The organism is Pseudomonas gozinkensis (assembly GCF_014863585.1).
Classification (GTDB): Bacteria; Pseudomonadota; Gammaproteobacteria; order Pseudomonadales; family Pseudomonadaceae; genus Aquipseudomonas; species Aquipseudomonas gozinkensis.
The window spans coordinates 5641244-5655984 of record NZ_CP062253.1 but is presented as its reverse complement, the minus strand read 5'-3'; the positions used below and the strand labels follow the sequence as shown (position 1 = coordinate 5655984).

Annotated in this window: 14 protein-coding genes; 9 read left to right on the top strand and 5 right to left on the bottom strand. The window is 59.0% G+C overall.

Annotation, left to right across the window (positions count from 1 at the left end):
* Nucleotides 1-327 precede the first annotated feature (327 nt).
* The 3 genes from IHQ43_RS25190 (at nucleotide 328) to IHQ43_RS25180 (ending at nucleotide 3020) form a co-directional block, all read left to right on the top strand.
* Nucleotides 328-1764 (top strand): cytochrome ubiquinol oxidase subunit I, encoded by a 1437-nt coding sequence (locus IHQ43_RS25190; RefSeq protein ID WP_192562474.1) that lies wholly within the window; start codon nucleotides 328-330, stop codon nucleotides 1762-1764.
* 3 nt (nucleotides 1765-1767) lie between these two features.
* Nucleotides 1768-2775 (top strand): cytochrome d ubiquinol oxidase subunit II, encoded by a 1008-nt coding sequence (gene cydB, locus IHQ43_RS25185; protein ID WP_192562473.1) that lies wholly within the window; start codon nucleotides 1768-1770, stop codon nucleotides 2773-2775.
* A gap of 77 nt (nucleotides 2776-2852) precedes the next feature.
* On the top strand, nucleotides 2853-3020 hold the full coding sequence (locus tag IHQ43_RS25180) for a DUF2474 domain-containing protein (RefSeq protein WP_007950992.1): 168 nt from the start codon (nucleotides 2853-2855) through the stop codon (nucleotides 3018-3020).
* Between the two features lie 69 nt (nucleotides 3021-3089).
* Here the strand turns inward: IHQ43_RS25180 and IHQ43_RS25175 are convergent, their stop codons facing one another.
* Complete coding sequence (locus IHQ43_RS25175; RefSeq protein ID WP_192562472.1) at nucleotides 3090-4214, bottom strand: methyltransferase; 1125 nt, start codon at nucleotides 4212-4214, stop codon at nucleotides 3090-3092.
* A gap of 173 nt (nucleotides 4215-4387) precedes the next feature.
* Nucleotides 4388-5095: a LuxR C-terminal-related transcriptional regulator gene (locus IHQ43_RS25170; RefSeq protein ID WP_192562471.1), complete on the bottom strand. Its 708-nt coding sequence runs from the start codon at nucleotides 5093-5095 to the stop codon at nucleotides 4388-4390.
* Between the two features lie 300 nt (nucleotides 5096-5395).
* Between IHQ43_RS25170 and IHQ43_RS25165 the strand changes: the two genes are divergently transcribed.
* Nucleotides 5396-6172, top strand: coding sequence for a ferredoxin--NADP reductase (locus IHQ43_RS25165; protein WP_192562470.1), 777 nt, complete (start codon nucleotides 5396-5398; stop codon nucleotides 6170-6172).
* A gap of 34 nt (nucleotides 6173-6206) precedes the next feature.
* On the opposite strand, the gene mscL is transcribed toward IHQ43_RS25165, so the two are convergent.
* A complete protein-coding gene (gene mscL / locus IHQ43_RS25160) occupies nucleotides 6207-6620 on the bottom strand; it encodes a large-conductance mechanosensitive channel protein MscL (protein WP_192562469.1) in 414 nt (137 codons plus the stop codon).
* Between the two features lie 285 nt (nucleotides 6621-6905).
* Between mscL and IHQ43_RS25155 the strand changes: the two genes are divergently transcribed.
* Both IHQ43_RS25155 and radA read left to right on the top strand, forming a co-directional pair.
* Nucleotides 6906-8447: a catalase gene (locus IHQ43_RS25155; RefSeq protein WP_192562468.1), complete on the top strand. Its 1542-nt coding sequence runs from the start codon at nucleotides 6906-6908 to the stop codon at nucleotides 8445-8447.
* Between the two features lie 143 nt (nucleotides 8448-8590).
* A complete protein-coding gene (gene radA, locus IHQ43_RS25150) occupies nucleotides 8591-9958 on the top strand; it encodes a DNA repair protein RadA (protein ID WP_007950985.1) in 1368 nt (455 codons plus the stop codon).
* On the opposite strand, the gene IHQ43_RS25145 is transcribed toward radA, so the two are convergent.
* On the bottom strand, nucleotides 9959-10327 hold the full coding sequence (locus tag IHQ43_RS25145) for a PilZ domain-containing protein (RefSeq protein WP_192562467.1): 369 nt from the start codon (nucleotides 10325-10327) through the stop codon (nucleotides 9959-9961).
* A gap of 159 nt (nucleotides 10328-10486) precedes the next feature.
* Between IHQ43_RS25145 and IHQ43_RS25140 the strand changes: the two genes are divergently transcribed.
* From IHQ43_RS25140 to yjiA, 3 genes are all read left to right on the top strand, one after another.
* A complete protein-coding gene (locus tag IHQ43_RS25140; protein ID WP_064382116.1) occupies nucleotides 10487-12553 on the top strand; it encodes a carbon starvation CstA family protein in 2067 nt (688 codons plus the stop codon).
* 15 nt (nucleotides 12554-12568) lie between these two features.
* On the top strand, nucleotides 12569-12766 hold the full coding sequence (locus tag IHQ43_RS25135) for a YbdD/YjiX family protein (RefSeq protein WP_003228401.1): 198 nt from the start codon (nucleotides 12569-12571) through the stop codon (nucleotides 12764-12766).
* A gap of 159 nt (nucleotides 12767-12925) precedes the next feature.
* On the top strand, nucleotides 12926-13900 hold the full coding sequence (gene yjiA / locus IHQ43_RS25130; protein ID WP_192562466.1) for a GTPase: 975 nt from the start codon (nucleotides 12926-12928) through the stop codon (nucleotides 13898-13900).
* 122 nt (nucleotides 13901-14022) lie between these two features.
* On the opposite strand, the gene IHQ43_RS25125 is transcribed toward yjiA, so the two are convergent.
* The gene (locus IHQ43_RS25125; RefSeq protein WP_192562465.1) at nucleotides 14023-14733 is read right to left on the bottom strand and encodes a GntR family transcriptional regulator; all 711 of its coding nucleotides are present in this window, start codon (nucleotides 14731-14733) and stop codon (nucleotides 14023-14025) included.
* Between the last annotated feature and the right edge of the window lie 8 nt (nucleotides 14734-14741).

Genomic DNA, 14741 nt, shown 5'->3' with positions numbered 1-14741 from the left:
AATTTAGTTAGCCAGACATCGATTTTTCCGTACCCGGACACCGAACCTGGCCACCGATGTATTTCAGGGCGTTGCCAAGGCTGTGAGGCAACTTGTCACGCGGCAAAAGACCACGCGGTTCCCCGTCGGAAATGGGACTACTCTTTCAACGTTGATTGATCCAGATCAAGACCCTTCGCGGAACTGATCAGGGACCCGTCGGCAGACTCCCTGCGTCGCGATGCCTGTAAAAAGAAGAACGAATCCGAGTTCGCCGCACTCCATACCCGTGGGGGCAGTGGTCCAAGGCCGCCAGTCTTGGAACCGTTATCTGATAGAGGAAAGCTTATGTTCGGTTTAGAGGCACTAGATCTCGCCCGAATTCAGTTCGCGTTCACCATCTCGTTCCACATCCTGTTCCCGGCGATCACCATCGGTCTTGCGAGCTACCTCGCGGTTCTTGAAGGCCTGTGGCTGAAAACCGGCAACGACACCTACCGTGACCTCTACCATTTCTGGTCGAAGATCTTTGCCGTCAACTTCGGCATGGGCGTGGTCTCGGGGCTGGTCATGGCCTACCAGTTCGGCACCAACTGGAGCCGCTTCTCGGACTTCGCCGGTTCCGTTACCGGCCCGTTGCTGACGTATGAAGTGCTCACGGCGTTCTTCCTCGAGGCCGGCTTCCTGGGCGTCATGCTATTTGGCTGGAACAAGGTCGGGCGCAAGCTGCACTTTTTCTCCACGGTGATGGTGGCCATCGGCACGCTGATTTCGACCTTCTGGATTCTCGCCTCCAACAGTTGGATGCAGACCCCGCAGGGCTTCGAAATCGTCAATGGCCAAGTGATCCCGACCGACTGGCTGGCAATCATCTTCAACCCGTCGTTCCCGTATCGACTGATGCACATGGCGACTGCCGCGTTCGTGGCAACGGCCTTCTTCGTCGGTTCATCGGCGGCCTGGCACCTGCTGCGCGGCAAGGACAACCCGGCGATCCGCACCATGCTGTCGATGGCGATGTGGATGGCATTGATCGTCGCGCCGATCCAGGCGGTCATCGGCGACTTCCACGGCCTCAACACCCTCAAGCACCAACCGGCGAAAATCGCCGCGATCGAAGGTCACTGGGAAAATCACGGCGACGAAGCGACGCCGCTGATCCTGTTCGGCTGGCCGGACATGAAGGAGGAGAAAACCAAATATGCGCTCGAGATCCCGTACCTCGGCAGCCTGATCCTGACGCACTCGCTGGACAAGCAAGTCCCGGCACTCAAGGAATTCCCGCCGGAAGACCGGCCGAACTCGACCATCGTGTTCTGGTCGTTCCGGATCATGGTCGGCCTCGGTTTCCTGATGATCTTCACTGGCCTCTGGAGCCTGTGGCTGCGCAAGCGCGACACGCTCTACACGTCGCGGCCGTTCCTGTACCTGGCGCTTTGGATGGGGCCGTCCGGTCTGATCGCGATCCTGGCGGGCTGGTTCACCACTGAAATCGGTCGTCAGCCGTGGGTGGTCTACGGGCTGATGCGTACGGCGGATGCGTCTTCCAACCACAGCTTCATGCAGATGAGCATCACGCTGATCATGTTCGTGGTGGTGTATTTCGCGCTGTTCGGTGCGGGTCTGGGCTACATGATGCGTCTGGTGCGCAAAGGGCCGAAGACCGACGAGGGCAAGGAAACCAACGACGGTGGTCCTGGCCAGAAACGCACGCCGGCCCGTCCGTTGTCCGCTGCCGACGACGATGGCGCCGAACACGACCGCAGCCTGACCAAGGAGATTTGAGTCATGGGTATTGATCTTCCGCTGATCTGGGCCGTGATCATCATCTTCGGCATCATGATGTACGTGGTCATGGACGGTTTCGACCTGGGGATCGGGATTCTCTTCCCGTTCATCCCCGGCAAGACCGACCGCGACGTAATGATGAACACCGTCGCCCCGGTGTGGGACGGCAATGAAACCTGGCTGGTACTGGGGGGCGCGGCGTTATTCGGTGCGTTCCCGCTGGCCTATTCGGTGGTGTTGTCGGCGCTGTACCTGCCGCTGATCTTCATGCTGATCGGGCTGATTTTCCGCGGCGTGGCGTTCGAGTTCCGCTTCAAGGCCAAGGACGACAAGCGTCACCTGTGGGACAAGGCGTTCATTGGCGGCTCGATTGCCGCGACGTTCTTCCAGGGCGTGGCGCTTGGCGCGTTCATTGATGGTCTGCCCGTGGTCAATCGGCAATATGCCGGCGGGTCACTGGACTGGCTGACGCCGTTCACGCTGTTCTGCGGCGCCGCGCTGGTGGTGGCGTATGCGTTGCTCGGCTGCACCTGGCTGATCATGAAGACCGAAGGCAAGCTTCAGGAGCAGATGCACAATCTGGCGCGTCCGCTGGCCTTCGTGCTGCTGGCGGTGATCGGTGTCGTCAGTCTGTGGACGCCGTTGGCTCACCCGGAAATCGCGACGCGCTGGTTCAGTATGCCGAATCTGTTCTGGTTCATGCCGGTGCCGATTCTGGTGCTGGTGACGATGTACGGTCTGATTCGCGCAGTGGCACGCAATGCCAACTACATGCCATTCCTGTTGACCCTGGTGCTGATCTTCCTCGGCTACAGCGGTCTGGGCATCAGCCTGTGGCCGAACATCGTGCCGCCGTCGATCTCGATCTGGGACGCCGCCGCACCACCGCAAAGCCAGGGCTTCATGCTGGTGGGCACGCTGTTCATCATCCCGTTCATCCTGGGTTACACCTTCTGGAGCTACTACGTGTTCCGCGGCAAGGTCACCCATGAAGACGGTTATCACTAAGCAAAACCCTGTGGGAGCGAGCTTGCTCGCGATGGCGTCGGTAGCGGCGCCATCAATCTTGAAGAGGTTTAAAGAAAATGACCGGCAAACATTCCCTGCACGACATTGAAGAAGCCGAAAAAAAGCCGCTGTGGCAGCGGCTCGGCTGGTTGGCCATGATCTGGGTCGGCAGCGTCGGAGCACTGTTTATCGTCGCCAGCCTGATGCGCATGTTCATGAACGCCGCAGGTCTGACCACGCATTGAGACTTCCCATCCCGCTGCCTTGCGGCACGGATTTTTGACCCTCCGACCGGAGGGTTTTTTTTGCCCGGATTATTTGCGCGCCTTGAGAATCACGAATTTCGGCGTGGCCGCGACTTGCTCGACACCCCGGAACAACCGCGCCAGTTTGCTGTGATAACCCAGGTGACGGTTGCCGACGATGTACAGCGCACCACCGACGACCAGCGCTTCGCGAGCCTGCTGGAACATGCGCCAGGCGAGGAAGTCGCCGACCACCTGTTGCTGGTGGAACGGCGGGTTGCACAGCACCACGTCCAGCGACTGCGCTTCCTGCCCGGCCAGGCCGTCGCCGGCGCGCACGGTCACTTCACGTTCACCCAGCGCCGCGCGCCAGTTCTCGGCTGCCGATTGCACGGCCATGAACGATTCGTCCACCAGCGTGTAATGCGCATCGGGGTTTTGCAGGGCGCTGGCGATGGCCAGTACGCCGTTGCCGCAGCCAAGATCCGCGACCCGTGCTGCGCCGAGATTTTTCGGCAAGTGCGGAAGAAAGGCGCGGGTGCCGATGTCCAGTCCCTCACGGCAGAACACGTTGGCGTGGTTGAGCAGTTCGATGGCCGGCTCGTCGAGGCGATAACGGGTCGGGTAGGGCGAGACGGCTGGCGTTTTGGCCTCGGGCGTAGCGATCAGCAGTCGGGCTTTTTTCACGGCCAGCGAAGCCTGAACCGGCCCGATGTAGCGTTCCAGCAGATCACCGGCGGCGCGGGGCAAATGCTTGACCATCGCCGCTGCTACCACTTGTGCGCCGGGCGCCAATTGGCCTTGCAGACGAATCAGTTGCTCTTCCAGCAGTGCCAGGGTTTTCGGTACGCGGATCAGCACCCGGTCGAACGGCCCGACCAACGGCTCGCTGGCAGGAATACCGCGAAGAGCATCAAACGCCTGGCCATTGCGCAGCAGGTTTTTTTCCAGCCCCTGAAACGCCAGGAATGAATCACCGCTGCTGCTGACCTGCACTTTGCCTGCGAGGCTGATGGCCAGAGCACCGAAACTGTCGTTGAGCACCAGGACTCGTGCCTCCGCCGGCAGATGCTGTTCGACCAGATGATTGAGCAGGTATTCGTCGGCCGCGTCGAAAGCTTGCAGCGGTTCATTCTGCTGTTCGGGCTGGCGGATCAGATCAAGCTGGGCGAAGGGCGTATCGAGCAAAGGCATGGGGCGGGGACTCTGGGTAATCGACGGGTGTCCCGCGGCCCAGGGGGAGTGCTGCGGAACCGTCCGAGTGGACAGCGGCGCGAAGGATCGCGTCATCACTCAGGAAGGTTGCAAATGGTACGTTTTTTTCTTTGGCAATTCTTGTCTGATTTGAGTGCGGTGGCTGAGGCCGCTTAGAGGAATCCAAGCTTGGAAGCCTTGACGATGGCCGACATCTTGTTGCAGGCGTTGAACTTAACAATCAGGTTTTTTGTATGGTAATTGACTGTGCTCTCGGCGATTTTCAGGATTTTTCCGATTTCCCAGGACGTTTTCCCTAGGGCACAGAGCCTGACGATTTCAATTTCCCGTGGGGACAACCGTATAGGTGACGTTTTGGTCACCACTGCCGGAAGCGTACGAGCGAACAATTCAGTCAAATGCTGCGCAACGTAGTGCATCACGCCATATTGCTCATAGAGTTCCAATGCGGAAACTTCGCAGTACGTTCGCGCGAGGCTGACGGTGCAGCACAAACCGGTCGTTTCATGGTGGTATGACTGCGACCAGCCATGTTCCATTCCATGGCTTTGAAGTGCACCCCACATGTGCGGTGTCTTCGAAAAAGCGTTTCTGCTCCAAAGAAATGGCAGCATTGACCCATGGCAATATGATGTTATTGGGTCATCGGTACTGTAGTTGTTTTCGTATTCATCGTTCCACGCTGTTGTAAAGTTATTGATACGCAACGACTTGAATGACGGCGAGGCAGGCATTGAAATTTTAATTCCGCAAAACTGGAAACCTATATTGTTGGCAAACGTTTTCAAAATCGGAAAAGCGTTTTCGATTTCCTTCGCACGCGTCAGCTGTTCTATCTGGTACTCCTTCCACCTTTCCATTTTGATTGTTCTCCGGAAACACTTTGCGGGGGGGGGGGGGATTGGATCCAAGAAAGCAGATACGAAGAGCAGTGTAGGCTGCGTCCTACAAGCTGTTTAAATTTTTTTGCTCTAGATCAGGGAATTATCCGGAATATTCACAACGATTTACTTGCGTGTGAGTAACCCTGTAAATATTTTGATCTTCAGGTTAAATAATTATTTCTGGAGCAGTTGCACTAATAAATATCACCACAATTTGTCAGTGTTTCTTGGGGGAAGTATGCGTGACACTGGCGTTTGTGTTGAGGGAGTAAACCGATGACCGCCAGTAGCGAAAAATTCAGCCGGCAGACACTGCTCGATGTGCGACCGCTGACTCCGTCCCTGTTCACTCTGCGTACCACGCGCGATGCCGGTTTCCGCTTTCGCGCCGGGCAATTCGCGCGGCTCGGTGTGACCCGTGAGGACGGCAGCATGGTGTGGCGCGCCTACTCGATGGTGTCTTCGCCGTTCGACGAGTTTCTCGAGTTCTTTTCCATCGTGGTACCGGGTGGCGAGTTCACCAGCGAATTGAGCCGGCTGAAGGCGGGGGATAGTTTGCTGATCGAGCGTCAGGCCTTTGGCTATCTGACGCTCGATCGTTTCATAGATGGCCGCGACCTCTGGCTGTTATCCACAGGCACGGGAGTGGCACCGTTTCTGTCGATCCTTCAGGACTTCGAGGTGTGGGAGAAATTTGAGCGAATCATCCTGGTCTACAGCGTGCGGGAGGCCCGGGAACTGGCCTATCAGCAGCTGATTGCGGAGCTGATGCAGCGCGACTACCTCGCGGAATATGCCCACAAGTTCCAGTTCATTCCGGTGGTCACGCGTGAGTCTTATGCCGGTGCCCTCAACGGGCGCATCACCACGCTGATCGAAAATGGCGAGCTGGAGAGGGTGGCAGGCGTCGAGCTGACTCCGGAGTATTCTCGGGTCATGCTCTGTGGCAATCCGCAGATGATCGATGACACCCGGGCGTTACTCAAGCAACGCGGTATGGCCTTGAGCCTGACTCGGCGACCGGGGCAGGTGGCGGTGGAAAACTATTGGTAAAAAAAACGGCGCCCTCAGGCGCCGTTTACTGTATTCAAGGCCGGTTATTCTGAGCCTTGAGGAGATCGCGGATCTCGCCCAGCAGTTCTTCTTCCTTGGTTGGCACCGGCGGCAGGGTCGGGGCCACCGCTTCTTCGCGTTTGAGGCGATTGATAGCTTTGACGCCCATGAAAATCGCGAACGCGACGATCACGAAGTCCAGAATGCTCTGGATGAACTTGCCGTAGGCCATCACGACTGCTGGGGCGTTGCCCTCGGCCGCCTTCAGGGTGATCGCCAGGTCACTGAAGTCCACTCCACCGATCAGCAGGCCGATTGGCGGCATGATCACATCGCCGACAAACGACGAAACGATCTTGCCGAAGGCCGCGCCGATGATGATACCGACGGCCATGTCGACCACATTGCCTTTGACCGCGAAGGCCTTGAACTCGCTAAGCACGCCCATAGTTATTTCCTTGTTACAGATGAGTTTGGTGTCAGCAGTGTAAATCAGCAAAACGCGTCCTGCGCGAAACACCTTCTTACAAAGCCCGTTTTTATCGACACATCGAATCGTAATTAGTTTGCAAAGTGCCACTAATCGCGCGCGAAATACGCTGCAACGTGCTGATCTTCAAGAAAAAATGATCAATCATCGCGTTACGAACTTTCTATTTATGTTTGACGGGCCGAGCTTCTAGCCTCTGGTTGGCGCACCTGGATGCGCCTCAAAAGAACAGAGGAGCCTGAAATGAATTCCATGCCTGGCCTGGGGGCCTTTCCCCTTCGTCGTACCTTCGGCTTATTGACTGCCGGTCTACTGACCTTCTCCGTGAATGCCGCGCCGCTGACCCGTGACAACGGTGCGGCGGTCGGTGATAACCAGAACTCGCAAACCGCTGGCGCAAGCGGCCCGGTGCTGTTGCAGGACGTGCAACTGATCCAGAAGTTGCAACGCTTCGACCGCGAGCGTATTCCCGAACGCGTCGTGCATGCCCGCGGCACCGGTGCCCATGGCACGTTCACCGCGACCAGCGATCTGAGCGATCTGAGCAAGGCCAAGGTGTTCACCGCCGGCCAGGTCACGCCAGTGTTCGTGCGTTTCTCGGCGGTGGTTCACGGCAATCACTCTCCGGAAACCCTGCGTGACCCTCGGGGGTTCGCAACCAAGTTCTACACCGCTGACGGTAATTGGGATCTGGTGGGTAACAACTTCCCGACCTTCTTCATCCGCGATGCGATCAAGTTTCCGGACATGGTGCATGCCTTCAAGCCCGATCCGCGTACCAACCTTGACGATGACTCGCGCCGCTTCGACTTCTTCTCCCATGTACCGGAAGCGACCCGTACATTGACCGAGTTGTATTCCAATTCGGGCACTCCGGCCAGTTATCGGGAGATGGACGGCAACAGTGTGCACGCTTACAAGTTGGTCAATGCCAAGGGCGATGTGCACTATGTGAAGTTTCACTGGAAAAGTTTGCAGGGCATCAAGAATCTCGATCCGCAACAAGTTGAGCAAGTTCAGGGTCGAGATTACAGTCACATGACTCATGATTTGGTAACAAATATTTACAAAGGCAACTTTCCGAAGTGGGACTTGTACATTCAAGTCTTGAATCCGCAAGATTTGTCCAAGTTTGACTTCGACCCTCTTGATGCAACCAAGATCTGGCCAGGTATTCCTGAGCGAAAAGTTGGACAAATGGTGTTGAACCGCAATCCTGCGAATGTATTCCAGGAAACCGAACAAGTGGCCATGGCGCCTTCTAATGTTGTACCGGGTATCGAGCCTTCGGAAGACCGTCTGCTGCAAGGTCGAATATTTGCCTATGCCGATACGCAAATGTATCGCCTCGGCGCCAACGCCCTGCAATTGCCGATCAATGCTGCCAAAACCGCCGTCAACAATGGCAATCAGGATGGCGCGATGAATGCCGGTGCGAGCACCTCGGGTGTCAACTATCAGCCAAGCCGTCTGCAACCGCGTGAAGAGACCCCAGCTGCGCGATACAGCCAGACCGCGCTGCAGGGCAGCACGCAACAGGCGAAGATCCAGCGTGAACAGAATTTCAAGCAGGCCGGTGATCTGTATCGTTCGTTCAGCAAGAAGGAGCGTCAGGATCTGATCGACAGCTTTGGCGGCTCGCTGGCCGGCGCCGATGACGAGAGCAAGCACATCATGCTGTCCTTCCTCTATAAGGCGGATCCGGAATACGGCGCCGGTGTGACCAAAGTGGCCAAGGGTGACCTGGATCGGGTCAAGGCCCTGGCGGCCAAACTGGTCGACTGACGGCGACCCTTTCAAGCCCCGGCACTTGTCGGGGATTGACCGGCAGCAGCGCCGCGCGTCTGGGCAGCGGAGAAATCCGTCCCGGCGCGGCGCGCTGATCGACGATGGCTGCGTTATCATCGCGGTTTTTGCCGGGGGTTCAGATGGCCAAGGCCAAGCGCATGTACGGCTGCACCGAGTGCGGCGCAACCTTTCCCAAGTGGGCCGGGCAGTGCGGCGAATGCGGCGCCTGGAACACCCTGACCGAAACCATGGTCGAGAGCGGCGGTGCCGCCGCCCCGAGCGGGCGTACCGGCTGGGCCGGACAGCAGGCCCAGATCAAGACGCTGGCCGAAGTCAGCATCGAAGAGATTCCGCGTTTCTCCACAGCCTCCGGCGAACTCGACCGAGTGCTCGGCGGTGGTCTGGTGGACGGCTCGGTGGTATTGATCGGCGGCGACCCCGGCATCGGCAAATCGACGATTCTGTTGCAGACCCTGTGCAACCTCGCCAAGAGCATGCCGGCGCTGTACGTCACCGGTGAGGAATCCCAGCAACAGGTCGCCATGCGCGCGCGCCGCCTGGGCCTGCCACAGGATCAACTGCGGGTCATGACCGAAACCTGCATCGAAACCATCATCGCCACCGCCCGTCAGGAAAAACCCAAGGTGATGGTGATCGACTCGATCCAGACGATCTTCACCGAACAACTGCAATCGGCACCGGGCGGCGTGTCCCAGGTGCGCGAAAGTGCGGCGTTACTGGTGCGCTATGCCAAACAAAGCGGCACTGCGATTTTCCTGGTGGGCCACGTGACCAAGGAAGGCGCGCTCGCAGGGCCGAGGGTTCTGGAGCACATGGTCGACACCGTTCTGTATTTCGAGGGCGAGTCCGACGGGCGATTGCGCCTGCTGCGGGCGGTGAAGAACCGTTTCGGCGCGGTCAACGAGTTGGGCGTGTTCGGCATGACCGACAAGGGCCTGAAAGAAGTCTCCAACCCTTCGGCGATTTTTCTCACCCGCGCTCAGGAAGAAGTCCCGGGCAGTGTGGTGATGGCAACGTGGGAAGGCACCCGGCCGATGCTGGTGGAAGTGCAGGCGCTGGTGGATGACAGCCATCTGGCCAACCCGCGTCGGGTCACGCTGGGTCTGGATCAGAATCGTCTGGCGATGTTACTGGCGGTTCTCCACCGCCATGGCGGCATTCCGACCCACGATCAGGACGTGTTCCTCAACGTGGTCGGCGGGGTGAAAGTGCTGGAAACCGCGTCCGACCTGGCGTTGATGGCGGCAGTCATGTCGAGCCTGCGCAACCGTCCGTTGCCCCATGACTTGCTGGTGTTCGGCGAAGTCGGCCTGTCCGGCGAAGTGCGCCCGGTGCCGAGCGGTCAAGAGCGTTTGAAAGAAGCCGCCAAGCACGGTTTCAAGCGCGCTATCGTGCCCAAGGGCAATGCGCCGAAGGAAGCTCCGCCGGGTTTGCAGATCATTGCGGTGACGCGTCTGGAGCAGGCGCTGGACTCGTTGTTCGAGTGATCAGACGTCTATCAGCGCCCCGAGCTCGCGTTCCAGTTCGGTTTCGTCGGCCAGATTCAGTTCGATCAGGCGACGCAGGCGCTGGATCGACTCCAGGCTGATATGCCGACACACGAAACCGAGCTGGCCGTGATCTTCGTGAGCCAGTTGCACATCCATCTCGATGTGCACGTCATCGCTCAGATGAATGTCGACGAAAAAGTCCTGCTCGGGATTGCCCAGCCAGGGCTCGGGGCGCTCGATCAGCAGCCCCTTGAGCGACAGGTCGATCAGCTTCACCGGCCAGATGTACTCGCCCTGGCTCAATTCGGTTCTGGCGTCGAACGCGATACGTTTGAAGCGGCGACGCTCGGACGGATGCTCGCTCATGGCGCAATCCTCAGGAAGGTCAGCTGACTATAGACCCGACCGGCGGTGTGATGCCAACGAATGGACTGTCTAGACCAATGTCGGGGTATGGCCTTTGCCGCCAGTAGCGCTAAACTCGGGGTGGCTGTCTTTCTTGTCCACCCTGGCTGGAATAATAAAATGAAAAATAATAATAGCCTGCTACGCCACTTACCCTGGCTGCTGCTGGCAATCGTAGGAGCGTGCGCCCTGGGCGTAGTGGCATTGCGCCGAGGCGAGGCGATCAACGCCTTGTGGATTGTGGTCGCCGCCGTGGCCATCTATCTGGTTGCGTACCGTTACTACAGTCTGTTCATCGCTAACAATGTGATGCAACTCGATCCGCGTCGGGCCACCCCCGCCGTGCTCAACAACGACGGTCTGGACTACGTTCCAACCAACAAACACATTCTCTTCGGTCACCACTTCGCGGCCATCGCCGGCGCGGGCCCTCTGGTCGGCCCGGTACTGGCGGCGCAGATGGGTTACCTGCCCGGTACGCTGTGGCTGATCGCCGGCGTGGTGCTGGCGGGCGCGGTGCAGGACTTCATGGTCCTGTTCATGTCGACCCGTCGCAACGGCCGTTCGCTGGGCGACATGGTGCGTGAAGAAATGGGCCGCATTCCCGGCACCATCGCCCTGTTCGGCTGCTTCCTGATCATGATCATCATCCTCGCGGTGCTGGCGCTGATCGTGGTGAAAGCCCTGGCTGAAAGCCCGTGGGGCATCTTCACCGTGATGGCGACCATCCCGATCGCGATGTTCATGGGCATCTACATGCGCTACATCCGTCCGGGCCGCATCGGCGAGATCTCGGTAGTCGGCGTGTTGCTGCTGCTGGGTTCGATCTGGCTGGGTGGGCAGATTGCCGCCGATCCGGTCTGGGCCAAGGCCTTCACCTTCACTGGCGTGCAGATTACCTGGATGCTGGTCGGTTACGGTTTCGTCGCCGCTTCGCTGCCGGTGTGGCTGATTCTGGCGCCGCGTGACTATCTCTCCACTTTCCTCAAGATCGGTACCATCGTCGCCCTGGCGATCGGCATCCTGGTGACCATGCCCGAGCTGAAAATGCCGGCCCTGACCCAGTTCGTCGACGGCACAGGCCCGGTGTGGAAGGGCGGTCTGTTCCCGTTCCTGTTCATCACCATCGCTTGCGGTGCGGTATCCGGTTTCCACGCGCTGATCTCCTCCGGGACCACACCGAAGCTGCTGGATAACGAAACCAACGCCCGCTACATCGGTTACGGCGGCATGCTGATGGAATCGTTCGTGGCCATCATGGCCATGGTCGCTGCCTCGGTGATCGAGCCTGGCGTGTACTTCGCCATGAACAGCCCGGCCGCCGTGGTCGGCGGTGACGTGGTGTCCGTGGCAACCGCAGTCAGCAACTGGGGCTTTGCAATTACCCCGGAAGCCCTGCAAGCGGTGGCGCATGACATCGGCGAAACCACCATCCTGGCCCGTGCCGGTGGTGCGCCGACCTTGGCGGTCGGTATCGCGCAGATCCTGCACAGTGTCCTGCCGGGTGAAAACACCATGGCGTTCTGGTACCACTTCGCGATCCTGTTCGAAGCACTGTTCATCCTGACCGCAGTCGATGCCGGTACCCGTGCCGGTCGCTTCATGCTGCAGGACCTGCTCGGCTCCTTCGTACCGGCGCTGAAACGCACCGAATCCTGGTCCGCCAACCTGATCGCCACCGCCGGTTGTGTGGCGATGTGGGGCTGGTTGCTGTATCAGGGCGTGGTCGATCCACTGGGCGGGATCAACACCTTGTGGCCGCTGTTTGGTATCTCCAACCAAATGCTGGCGGGTATCGCGCTGATGCTCGGCACCGTGGTCCTGATCAAGATGAAGCGCCAGCGTTACATCTGGGTCACCCTGCTGCCGGCCACCTGGCTGCTGATCTGCACCACCACTGCAGGCTTCATCAAGCTGTTCGACGCCAACCCTGCGATCGGCTTCCTGTCGCTGGCCAGGAAGTACAGCGATGCACTGGCCAACGGTCAGGTGCTGGCGCCGGCCAAGAGCGTCGAGCAGATGCAGCACGTGATCTTCAACGCCTACACCAACGCTACATTGACCGCGCTGTTCCTGTTCGTGGTATTCAGCATCCTGTTCTATGCGCTCAAGGTCGGCATCGCCGCCTGGGGCAAAAAAGAGCGTACGGACAAAGAATCGCCATTCCAGGCCCTGCCGGACGCGTAACCAGAGGATTGCAGCATGTTCAATGACCTGAGTCGCCTCGGTAAATACCTCGGTCAGGCTGCGCGCCTGATGGTCGGCATGCCCGACTACGACACCTACGTCGAGCATATGCAGACCAAACACCCGGACAAACCGGTGATGAGCTACGAGATGTTCTTTCGCGAACGTCAGGAAGCCCGTTACGGTGGCAAGGGTGGGCCGAAGTGCTGTTGATCTGACAGCCTTCGGTTGATGCAGTCCCCCTGTGGGAGCGAGTTTGCTCGCGATAGCGTAGTGTCAGTTGGCGAATGCTTTGACTGACACACCGCATTCGCGAGCAGGCTCGCTCCCACATTTGTTTTGTGTTGTTCATCAATTTTGTGAAGGGGATCGATGTTGTCTTCTCCAATACCTGTAACGGTACTCAGCGGTTTCCTCGGCGCCGGCAAGACCACCTTGCTGCGCCATCTGTTGAAAGCCGAGCACGGCCTGAAAATCGCCGTGATCGAAAACGAATTCAGTGACGCCGGCATCGACACCCAACTGCTGGGCGACGAGCCGGTGCAAGTCATGACCCTGGCCAACGGCTGCGTCTGCTGCACCATCCACACCGACCTGACCAAAGCCCTGTACCTGCTGCTCGAACGTCTGGACAGCGGCGAAATCGCTTTCGATCGGCTGGTCATCGAATGCACCGGCCTGGCCGACCCGGCGCCAGTGGCACAGACGTTTTTCATCGACGAAGAACTGCGCGAACGCTATTTGCTCGACGGCATCATTACGCTCGTGGACGCCGCTCACGCCGAACTGCACCTGACCCAGACCATCGCTCAGGCGCAGATCGGTTTTGCCGACCGCTTGCTGGTGAGCAAGACCGATCTGGTGGACGAGTCCGCGTTCACCGCGCTCAGCGAACGCCTGACCCGCATCAACCGCCGCGCACCGATCCGCGTGGTGGAACACGGCAACATCGATCTGGCCGAATTGCTCGATGTGCGCGGGTTCAACCTGAATGCCGATCTCGGCGGCGGGGTGAGTCTGCGGCCGGTGAGCAAGGCGCCGTCCATTGACCGGATTTCCAGTCTGGTGTTGCGTACCGATCAGCCGCTGGATATCGATCAGCTCAGCGAGTTCATGAACGAGTTGCTGGAAGAACACGGCAAGCAACTGCTGCGCTACAAAGGCGTGTTGAACATTGCGGGTGAAGAACGGCGGCTGGTGTTTCAGGGCGTATTGAAACTCTACGGCTTCGACTGGGATACCGAGTGGGCGGAAGGCGAGGCACGGGAAAGCGTGATCGTGTTTATCGCCGATGATTTGCCGGAAGAGAAAATCCGGGCGGGGTTTGCCCGGGTCGTGGCAGGCTGAGGGATGTTCGGTGCCCGTGATGAAGTCATCGCGGGCAACCCCGCTCCCACAGGTTAAGCAGAGGGCACAATATTTTTGATCACCTCAAACCCTGTGGGAGCTGGCTTGCCAGCGATGGCGATCTAACCGACAACGCATTGCTCAAGGGCTGAACCCAGCAGCATCTGCTCAAGATGTCCCAGATGCCGATTCATCAACATACCGGCTCTGGAAACATCTCTACGCTCCAACGCCTCAATCAACGCCAGATGCTCCTGCCATGCGCAACAGCTGTGCGTGGTTTCAGTGCATCGCGCAATCGCCAGTGAGGTCAGCGGCACCAATGTGCCGAGAAAATGCGCCAACGGTGCATTCCCCGCCATTTTCGCCAACTGCAAATGAAACTCCCCGGACAGGCGAATCGCTGCGCCCCGTCGATCTTTATCCACAGCCTGGCGCTCACGTTCGATCAACGCTCGCAGGCGCTTCACATCTTCAGCCTGCGCATGCTGACAAGCCAGCCGCACCAGCGTGTTCTCGGCCAGACGACGGGCATGCAGCGCCTGACGTGTCTGCTCGGCGTCCGGCGCGGCCACTCGCGGTCGGTGGTTGGCCCGCAGCACGATGATCTGTTCGTGGGACAGTTGGGTCAGCACCCGACGCACATCGGCGCGGCTGACGCCGAACATCTGTTTCAGGCTCTCTTCGGTAAAACGGCTGGCGGCATCGAGGCGCTGTTCGAGAATCGCGTCGAGCAGGCGCGGATACAGATCGTCCACCGGCGCGTGCAGGCGGGAGAAGGGCAGGGCCGTCGAGGTCGGGCGAGGGTGCGACGGCGAGGCAAGACTGTTCATGGCCGGTC

Bases quoted from the DNA above. Each gene is read 5' to 3' on its own strand.
- IHQ43_RS25190 (WP_192562474.1), top strand. From the start codon at position 328: ATGTTCGGTTTAGAGGCACTAGATCTCGCCCGAATTCAGTTCGCGTTC.
- cydB (WP_192562473.1), top strand. From the start codon at position 1,768: ATGGGTATTGATCTTCCGCTGATCTGGGCCGTGATCATCATCTTCGGC.
- IHQ43_RS25180 (WP_007950992.1), top strand. From the start codon at position 2,853: ATGACCGGCAAACATTCCCTGCACGACATTGAAGAAGCCGAAAAAAAG.
- IHQ43_RS25175 (WP_192562472.1), bottom strand. From the start codon at position 4,214: ATGCCTTTGCTCGATACGCCCTTCGCCCAGCTTGATCTGATCCGCCAG.
- IHQ43_RS25170 (WP_192562471.1), bottom strand. From the start codon at position 5,095: ATGGAAAGGTGGAAGGAGTACCAGATAGAACAGCTGACGCGTGCGAAG.
- IHQ43_RS25165 (WP_192562470.1), top strand. From the start codon at position 5,396: ATGACCGCCAGTAGCGAAAAATTCAGCCGGCAGACACTGCTCGATGTG.
- mscL (WP_192562469.1), bottom strand. From the start codon at position 6,620: ATGGGCGTGCTTAGCGAGTTCAAGGCCTTCGCGGTCAAAGGCAATGTG.
- IHQ43_RS25155 (WP_192562468.1), top strand. From the start codon at position 6,906: ATGAATTCCATGCCTGGCCTGGGGGCCTTTCCCCTTCGTCGTACCTTC.
- radA (WP_007950985.1), top strand. From the start codon at position 8,591: ATGGCCAAGGCCAAGCGCATGTACGGCTGCACCGAGTGCGGCGCAACC.
- IHQ43_RS25145 (WP_192562467.1), bottom strand. From the start codon at position 10,327: ATGAGCGAGCATCCGTCCGAGCGTCGCCGCTTCAAACGTATCGCGTTC.
- IHQ43_RS25140 (WP_064382116.1), top strand. From the start codon at position 10,487: ATGAAAAATAATAATAGCCTGCTACGCCACTTACCCTGGCTGCTGCTG.
- IHQ43_RS25135 (WP_003228401.1), top strand. From the start codon at position 12,569: ATGTTCAATGACCTGAGTCGCCTCGGTAAATACCTCGGTCAGGCTGCG.
- yjiA (WP_192562466.1), top strand. From the start codon at position 12,926: ATGTTGTCTTCTCCAATACCTGTAACGGTACTCAGCGGTTTCCTCGGC.
- IHQ43_RS25125 (WP_192562465.1), bottom strand. From the start codon at position 14,733: ATGAACAGTCTTGCCTCGCCGTCGCACCCTCGCCCGACCTCGACGGCC.